Source organism: Actinomadura montaniterrae, from assembly GCF_008923365.1.
GTDB classification, from domain to species: Bacteria; Actinomycetota; Actinomycetes; order Streptosporangiales; family Streptosporangiaceae; genus Spirillospora; species Spirillospora montaniterrae.
In genome coordinates, this window is sequence record NZ_WBMR01000336.1 from 1 (window position 1) to 7,629 (window position 7,629).

Annotated in this window: 6 protein-coding genes; 1 reads left to right on the forward strand and 5 read right to left on the reverse strand. The window is 72.1% G+C overall.

Annotated elements, in window-relative coordinates:
• Positions 1-16: 16 nt before the first annotated feature.
• Positions 17-1,336 carry a M20 family metallopeptidase gene (locus tag F9B16_RS47520; RefSeq protein WP_151546861.1) on the reverse strand — a complete coding sequence of 440 codons (1,320 nt, stop codon included), beginning with the start codon at positions 1,334-1,336 and terminating at the stop codon, positions 17-19.
• A 238-nt stretch (positions 1,337-1,574) separates the two neighbouring features.
• Positions 1,575-2,741 carry a glutamate--cysteine ligase gene (locus F9B16_RS47525; RefSeq protein ID WP_151546859.1) on the reverse strand — a complete coding sequence of 389 codons (1,167 nt, stop codon included), beginning with the start codon at positions 2,739-2,741 and terminating at the stop codon, positions 1,575-1,577.
• Between the two features lie 539 nt (positions 2,742-3,280).
• Between F9B16_RS47525 and F9B16_RS47530 the strand changes: the two genes are divergently transcribed.
• Positions 3,281-4,639, forward strand: coding sequence for a D-alanyl-D-alanine carboxypeptidase family protein (locus tag F9B16_RS47530; RefSeq protein WP_151546860.1), 1,359 nt, complete (start codon positions 3,281-3,283; stop codon positions 4,637-4,639).
• Here F9B16_RS47530 and F9B16_RS47535 read toward each other — a convergent pair.
• Genes F9B16_RS47535 through trpS form a run of 3 tightly spaced genes read right to left on the reverse strand, consistent with a single transcriptional unit; the run spans position 4,636 to position 7,533 of the window.
• Positions 4,636-5,784 carry a YihY/virulence factor BrkB family protein gene (locus tag F9B16_RS47535; protein WP_225992604.1) on the reverse strand — a complete coding sequence of 383 codons (1,149 nt, stop codon included), beginning with the start codon at positions 5,782-5,784 and terminating at the stop codon, positions 4,636-4,638. The two genes, F9B16_RS47530 and F9B16_RS47535, sit on opposite strands and share 4 nt — an antisense overlap.
• 46 nt (positions 5,785-5,830) lie before the next feature.
• On the reverse strand, positions 5,831-6,445 hold the full coding sequence (locus F9B16_RS47540; RefSeq protein ID WP_225992605.1) for a 2'-5' RNA ligase family protein: 615 nt from the start codon (positions 6,443-6,445) through the stop codon (positions 5,831-5,833).
• Positions 6,446-6,471: 26 nt separating this feature from the next.
• The gene (gene trpS / locus F9B16_RS47545) at positions 6,472-7,533 is read right to left on the reverse strand and encodes a tryptophan--tRNA ligase (protein ID WP_151546863.1); all 1,062 of its coding nucleotides are present in this window, start codon (positions 7,531-7,533) and stop codon (positions 6,472-6,474) included.
• Between the last annotated feature and the right edge of the window lie 96 nt (positions 7,534-7,629).

Below are 7,629 nucleotides of genomic sequence, written 5' to 3' on the forward strand. Positions count from 1 at the left end.
CGGGCGCCGGGCGGGTTCAGGCGAGGGTGGCGCCTTCGACGGTCTCCGGGTCGGCCGGGCGGGCGCCGTCCCACAGCGCGGTCAGCGCCGTCGCCGCCAGCACCCGGATCCCGACCGGGATGCAGCGCTCGTCGACGTCGAAGTCGCCGCGGTGCAGGTCGTACTCGCCGGGCGAGCCGGGGGTGCGGACGCCGAGCCGGGCGAGGGCACCGGGGATCGACTCCAGGTACCAGCCGAAGTCCTCGCCGCCGAGGCTCTGCGGCGTCGGCACCACGCCCTCCTCGTCGAGGACCTGCGCGGCCGCGTCCCGGAACATCTGCACGCTCGCCGCCTCGTTCACGGTCGGCGGGACGCCCCGGACGTACTCCAGCGACGCCTCCACGTCGTAGGCGGCGGCGACCGACTGCAGCAGCGCCTTCATCATCTCCGGCGCGCGGTGCCAGGCCTCGTCGTCCAGGCAGCGGACGGTGCCCTCCGCGACGCCGTCGTCGGGGATGGCGTTGGCGACGGACCCGGCCGACACCCGCCCCCACACCAGCGACAGGCTGGAGCGCGGGTCGACCCGCCGGGACAGCGCCGACGGCAGCTCGGTGACGATCTTGGCGAGCGCGTACACCAGGTCGGCGGTGAGGTGCGGCCGGGCGGTGTGCCCGCCGGGGCCGGTGACCTTCACGTACACCTTGTCGCAGGCCGCGGTGATCGGGCCGCTGCGCAGTCCCAGCTCGCCGACCTCGATGCGCGGGTCGCAGTGCAGCGCGAACGCGCGGTCGACGCCGGTGATGCCGCCGGCGGCCATCACGTCGAGGGCCCCGCCCGGGGTCTCCTCGGCCGGCTGGAACAGCAGCCGGACCCGGCCGGGCAGCAGCCCCGCCTCGGCCTGCTGCGCGAGGAACAGCCCGGCGCCCAGCACCATCGTGGTGTGCACGTCGTGCCCGCACGCGTGCGCGACGCCCGGCACCGTCGACCGGTACGGGGCGCTCTCCTTCTCGTCCTGCAGCGGCAGCGCGTCGATGTCGGCGCGCAGCGCGATGGTCGGGCCGTCGCCGGGGCCGATGTCGCAGATCAGCCCGGTGCCCTTCGGCAGGATCCGCGGTTCGAGCCCGGCGAGGCGCAGCCGCTCGGCGATCCGCGCGGTGGTGCGGTGCTCGTTGTAGCCCAGCTCGGGGTGCATGTGCAGGTCGCGGCGGAACGCGACGAGCTCCTCCTCGTGCCGGGCGAGGAACACCTCGAGCTGCGGCCGCAGCGCGGCCGGGCGCTCGCTGCCCGCGGGGCCCTCCGGTCCCGGGGCGGTCGGTGGTTCAAGGCCGGGCATCACCCCGGGTCCCGGTTGTGTCATGTGCGCCCCCTGCGCGAGGGCGGGGCCGCTCGGCTCCCGCCCGGTGTTCTTGCCGGTGTCCTTCCCGGCGCCGCCGCTGCCGGCCGCGCGGGTGTTCTCTCCTGTGCCGCCGGTGCCGCCCGCCGTGCCGGCGTCACCGCTGTCCTCGCGGGCACCGGACGCGCCGGTGCCCCCCGTGTTCTCTCCCGAAGCGCCCGTCGCCGTTCCCTCGGGGCTCCCGTCCGGCCGGGCCGGCCGCTCAGGCCCCGGCATGGACGACCTCCCCCAGCGCGACGAAGCGGTCCTCGGCGAGTTCGGTGACGGCCGCGTCGACGATGTTCTCCAGCGAGCCGCCCGCGGCGCGGATCGCGCGCTGCCGCTCGTAGGGGGCCCCGTGCTCCAGGACCTCGCCGGCGACCTTGAGCTCCTCGGCGCAGCCGAGCCGGTCGGCGACCGGTTCCAGTTCGCGGATCAGCTCGTACAGGTCGTCGCGGAGCGGCGCGGTGCTGCCGCTGTCGTCGGTGATGACGATGGCGTCGAGGCCGTAGCGGGTCGCGCGCCACTTGTTGTCGCGGACGACCCACGCGGCCGGCCGCGGCAGCGTGTAGCCGCGGTCGAGCTGCTGCTCGAACAGGGTGACCAGGCTCTGGCAGAGCGCCGCCGCCATGCCGACCTCGCGCAGGGTGGGGATCCCGTCGAACATCCGGATCTCGACGGTGCCGAAGTCGGGGTGGGGGCGGATGTCCCACCAGACCTCCTTGATGCTCCGGATGGTTCCGGCACGCATCAGGGTGTCCATGTAATCCTCGAAGGCCGCCCAGTCGTCCAGCAAGTGGGGAGGACCGGCCGTCGGCAGCTGACCGAAGACGACCGCCCGGCAGGACGCGAGCCCGGTGTCGGCGCCGCTCCAGAACGGGCTGGACGCGGTGAGCGCCAGGAAGTGCGGGAGGTAGGACGACAGCGCGTTCACGATCGGGATCGCCTTGGACACGTCGGAGACGCCCACATGGACGTGCACGCCGAAGGTCTGGATGCGCCGGGCCAGCCACTGCATCTGCTCGACGAGGTCGGCGTAGCGCTGCGTCGGCGCCATCACCGCGTCGCGCCAGTCGCTGATCGGGTGGGTGCCGGTGCAGGCGAGGGCGATGCCGCGGTCGGCGGCGGCGGCGCGCAGCTCGCCGAGGGTGGCGGCGAGGTCGTTCTTGGCCTCGCCGACGGTGTGCGAGATGCCGGTCACGACCTCGACGGTGGACTCCATGAGCTCGTGCCGGACCTTGGGGATGTCGCCGTCCTCGCTGAGCGACGGCAGCGCGGCGAGCACCTGGCGCGCGTCCTGCCGCAGGTGCCGGGTCTCCGCATCGACGAGCTGGATCTCCCACTCGACGCCGAGCGTGGTGCCCCTCGATGCGTTGAACTCAATGGCCACGGCCAACCTCCGTCCACAATCCTTGCAGGTCGTTGCGTGGCACGTGGCGCAATTCAGCCAGCGGGTCCCTAAGCCTGGACAAACGCCGGTCCAGGTCACGTGTTCACACCATCATGGCGCCCGCGCCCTTCGCCACGCCGGACTCCATGCCCTTCGCGGATCAATTGACTCGTACGGGCGGCCTTCGGGCCCGCGCGTCCCCTACTTTTCGGTCATTGATCATGTACCCGACACCACTCGATCGAACTAGTCCGCCCGTCCCAAAATACCTGCGGCGACGGACGGTGACCGAGCCTAGCGTCCGCTTACATACCGTGAGTAGTCATAAGCACCACAAAAATCGTCTAACGCACCATACGCCTCATCCGTCCCGAGCTTGCCGTCTTCGCGGTTGGGTACCCCTTCGCCGGATGTGTCGCCTAGTCTTCGGGGGAGCCATGGGCGTGCGGGGCGGAACGGCCGCTGCGGGACTGAGGAGCGTCGGAAGCTTGCGAGCAGGACGACAGGGGCGGACCGGGGTCCGGCGCGCCGTGCCGAGGATGACCGTACCGATGATCGTGCCGCTGAGCGCGGTGTGCCTGCTGGCGGCCCCGGCGGCCGCGAGCCCGGCCGCGGCGCCGCGCGACCCGGTCGGCGGTCCGCAGCTGGCCGGCCGCGGCATCGTGCTGAACAGGGCGCCGGGCGTCCCCGCGCTGCCGAAGCTGAAGTTCTCCTCCTACCTCGTCGCCGACGCCGACACCGGCGAGGTGCTCGCCGCCAAGGACCCGCACGGGCAGTACCTGCCGGCCAGCACGCTGAAGACGCTGACCTCGGCGACCCTCGTCACCAAGCTCGACCCGAACCGGCTCGTCCGCCCCTCGCAGAAGGCGTGCGACGTCGAGGGCACCAAGGTCGGGCTGACGCCGTCGATGCAGTACAAGGTGTCCGACCTGTTCCACGCGCTGATGATGATGTCGGCGAACGACGCGGCGGTCACGCTCGCCGAGGCCAACGGCGGCATGAGGAAGACCATCGCCGACATGAACGCCGAGGCGAAGTACCTGCACGCCGACGACACGCTCGCCGCGTCGCCGAACGGCCTCGACGTCGACTACGGCCTGAACATCCGCACCCAGCACACGTCGGCCTACGACCTGGTGCTGTTCCTGCGCGAGGCGATGAAGAGCCCGCAGTTCCGCACGTACGTGCAGGCCACCCAGTTCCAGTTCCCGGCGCCGCCGACCAAGAAGGAGCGGAAGAAGCACAAGAAGGTCGGCGGCTACCCGATCTACACGCACAACAAGCTGCTGCCGGGCCAGAAGTACGGCTACAAGGGCATGCTCGGCGGCAAGAACGGCTACACCGTGCACGCCCAGCAGACCTACGTCGCCGAGGCGCGGCGCGACGGGCACACGATCATCGTCTCGGTGATGCACGGCGAGAGCTCGCCGTTCCAGGCCGGCGCGAAGCTGCTGGACTGGGGGTTCGCGGCGCGCGGCAAGGTCCAGCCGGTCGGCACGCTGGCCGCGCCCGGCAACGCGCAGGCGAAGAAGCACGCCGACGGCGAGTCGGGCGGCGTTCTCCCCGGCACCTCGCTGGACTCGTCGGGCGGCTCGTCCGCCCTCGTCTGGGAGATCGGCGGCGGCACGGCCGGCGCGCTGCTGGCCATCGGCGTGCTGTTCGCGGTGTACCGCCGCCGTCGCCGCCACCCGCTGCCGAGCCCGGCCGGGAACATCGGCCCCGGCGGGGGCGTCGGCCCGAGCGGGAACGTGCGGAGCGTCCAGAACCCCGGCCCGGCCGGAAGCACCGGGAACAGCGGGAACACCGAGAACTACGCGGGGTCCTACAACGACGGCCCGTACGACTCCTACGACGACGGCTCGTACAACGACGGTTCCTACAACGACGGGGCCCGCTAGAGCCGTTCGGACGCCCGGGCGTCGGTGGCGCCGTCCCGCTCCGGTTCACGGCGCTTTTCCGGCTCCCGGCCGTCCCGCTCCAGCTCCCGGTGCTCCTCCGCTTCGCGATGCTCCTCCGCTTCGCGGTGCTCCTCCGCTTCGCGGTGCTCCTCCGCTTCGCGGTGCTCCTCCGCCTCGCGGCGGTCCTCCAGGTCGCCGATCTCCTGGTCGGCGAGGTTCTCCGGGTCCTCGGCGTCGGCCTTCAGCACGACGCGGCGGGTCGCCGTCCACGCGGCGACGAACAGCGTGAACCGGGACACGATGTTGATCCACACCATCAGCCCGACCAGGACGGCGAACGAGGCGTAGACGGGGTTCTGCGTCGTCCGGCCGATCAGCAGCGTCGCGGCCTGCTTGAGCAGCTCCAGGCCGAGCGCCCCGAACAGCGCGCCGCGGATGATCCGCCGCCACGGCGCGATCGTCCCGGACAGCCGGGTGAACAGCACCAGGAAGATCACCGTGTCGAACGCGACGGCGCAGGCCAGCGACAGCAGCCGCAGCCCGGTGCCGGCGCCCGGGACGTCGTCCAGCGAGAACCAGCCGAGGACGGTGTGGGTCGCCGACGAGGTGACCGTCGACACCGCCATCCCGCAGATGAGGATCACGCCGAGGAACGCGAGGACGGCGAGGTCCCACAGCCGCTTGAGGAAGTAGTTGCCGCCGCCGGTGGGCGGGTTGCCCCAGATGTCGCGGAGGGACTCGCGCAGCACCTGCACCCAGCCGAGCCCGGTGAACAGCAGCGCGACCAGGCCGAGGACGCCCACCGCCGTCTTCGACTGGGCGATCTGCTCGACCTGCAGCTGGTCCGACAGCCCCGGCAGCAGCTCCTGGACGGCCTTGACGAAGTAGTCGCGGGCCTGCGTGCTGATCCCGACCAGGTAGCCGAGCAGCGAGTACGCGAGCGCCAGCAGCGGGAAGAACGACAGGAACCCGTAGCAGGTCAGGGCGGCGGCGAGCCGGTCGCCGCGGCGCTCCTGGTAGCGCTCGAACGCGCGGGCGAGGTGGTCGAACCACCGCCAGCGCGTCCGCGCGGCGTCCAGCAGGGCCTTCCCGGTCTCCAGCAGAGCCTCGATCCGCCGCTGAACCCCGCTGATCACCTGCCGCATGTACGCAACGTACCCAACCCTGGACGCTCGATGCGGCGGACGGTAATCAACCGTTGAACGTTGAGTGGCGTTTCCCATTGCCGAACACGAAATCGCATTGCGGCCGCCACACGCCGTCCAAGCCGTGCTCGTACAGTGAGAACCCCCACGCCTCGAACTCGGCGCGGTAGCCGGACATGTCCTTGTAGGCGCGGTCCATGACGTCGTCGGGCAGGTGGTGGGCGATGGTGATGTGCGGGTGGTACGGGAACGGCAGCGGGCGGGCGAGCGGCCCCGACGCGACCTTCGCCTGGACGCGCTCGCAGCCGCCGATCCCCTTCGCCAGCGCGACGTACACGACCGGGGACACCGGTCGGAACGTTCCGCTGCCGCGCAACCGGATGCGGAACGGGCGCTCGGAATGCGCGACGTCCAGCAGGTGCGCCTCGATCGCCGCGATCTCGCCGGGGGCGACCTCGGTCGGCGGCATCAGCGTGATGTGCGTGGGGATCGCGTCGGCGAGCGGGTCGCCGTAGGCGGCGCGGGTGCGCTGCAGCTCCGTCCCGTACGGCTCCGGGACCGGGATCGCGACCCCGATCATCCGGACGCCGCCGGCGGGCGGGCCCGCGGGCACCCCGACGAAGGTGTCCGCGGACACGCCGGCGAAGGTGTCCGCGGACACCGGGCGGCCCCCCTCGCCCGCCACGGTCAGCGACCGCGTCCCACGAAGCCGACCCGGTCGCGGACGATCTCCATGGTGCGCGCGGCGACCGCCCCGGCCCGCTCGGCGCCCTTCTCCAGGATCCGGTCGAGCTCCGCCGGGTCGTCCAGCAGCGCGGTGGTGCGCTCCCGGATCGGGGTGAAGGTGCCGAGGACGACCTCGGCGAGGTCCTTCTTGAACTGGCCGTAGCCGGACTCGGCGTACTTCGCCTCGAGGTCGGCGACGGACGTGCCGTCCAGCGCGGAGTAGATCCGCAGCAGGTTGGTGACGCCGGCCTTCTTCTCCTCGTCGTAGACCACCTCGGAGCCGGTGTCGGTGACCGCGCGCATGATCTTCTTGCGCATCGGGCCGGGCTCCTCCAGCACGTCGATGATGCCCTGCGGCGAGGACGCCGACTTGCTCATCTTCGCGTCCGGCTCCTGCAGGTCGGTGATCTTCGCGGCGCCCTCGGGGATGTGCGCCTCCGGCGCGACGAACGTCTCGCCGAACCGGTGGTTGAACCGCTGCGCGAGCGTGCGGGTCAGCTCCAGGTGCTGCCGCTGGTCCTCGCCGACGGGGACGCGAAGCGCCGCCGTGCCCGGCTCCGGCGTGTACAGCAGGATGTCGGCGGCCTGCAGGACCGGGTAGGTGAACAGCCCGACGCTCGTCCCCGACGCGCCCTGCTTGGACGACTTGTCCTTGAACTGGGTCATCCGGCTGGCCTCGCCGAACCCGGTGAGGCAGCCGAGCACCCACGCCAGCTCGGCGTGCTCGGGGACGTGGCTCTGCACGAACAGCGTCGCGCGGTCGGGGTCGACGCCCATCGCGATGAGCTGCGCCACCGACACCCGCGTCCGGCGCCGCAGCAGCTCCGGGTCGTGCTCCACGGTGATCGCGTGCAGGTCGACGACGCAGTAGAACGTCTCGTGCGTGTCCTGCAGCGACACCCACTGCCGCAACGCGCCCAGGTAGTTGCCGAGGTGGAACGAGTCGGCGGTGGGCTGGATGCCGGAGAACACCCGCGGGGCGGGCGCTGCGGCCGGGCTGACGGGGCTGGACGCTTCGGGCATGTGCACGGACCGATTCTCTCAGGTGTCGTCGGAGGCTCCGCCGCCGGTGGCGGCGTCGCCGGCCGGCCGCGGGGCCGCGGCCGGGGCCACGGGCGT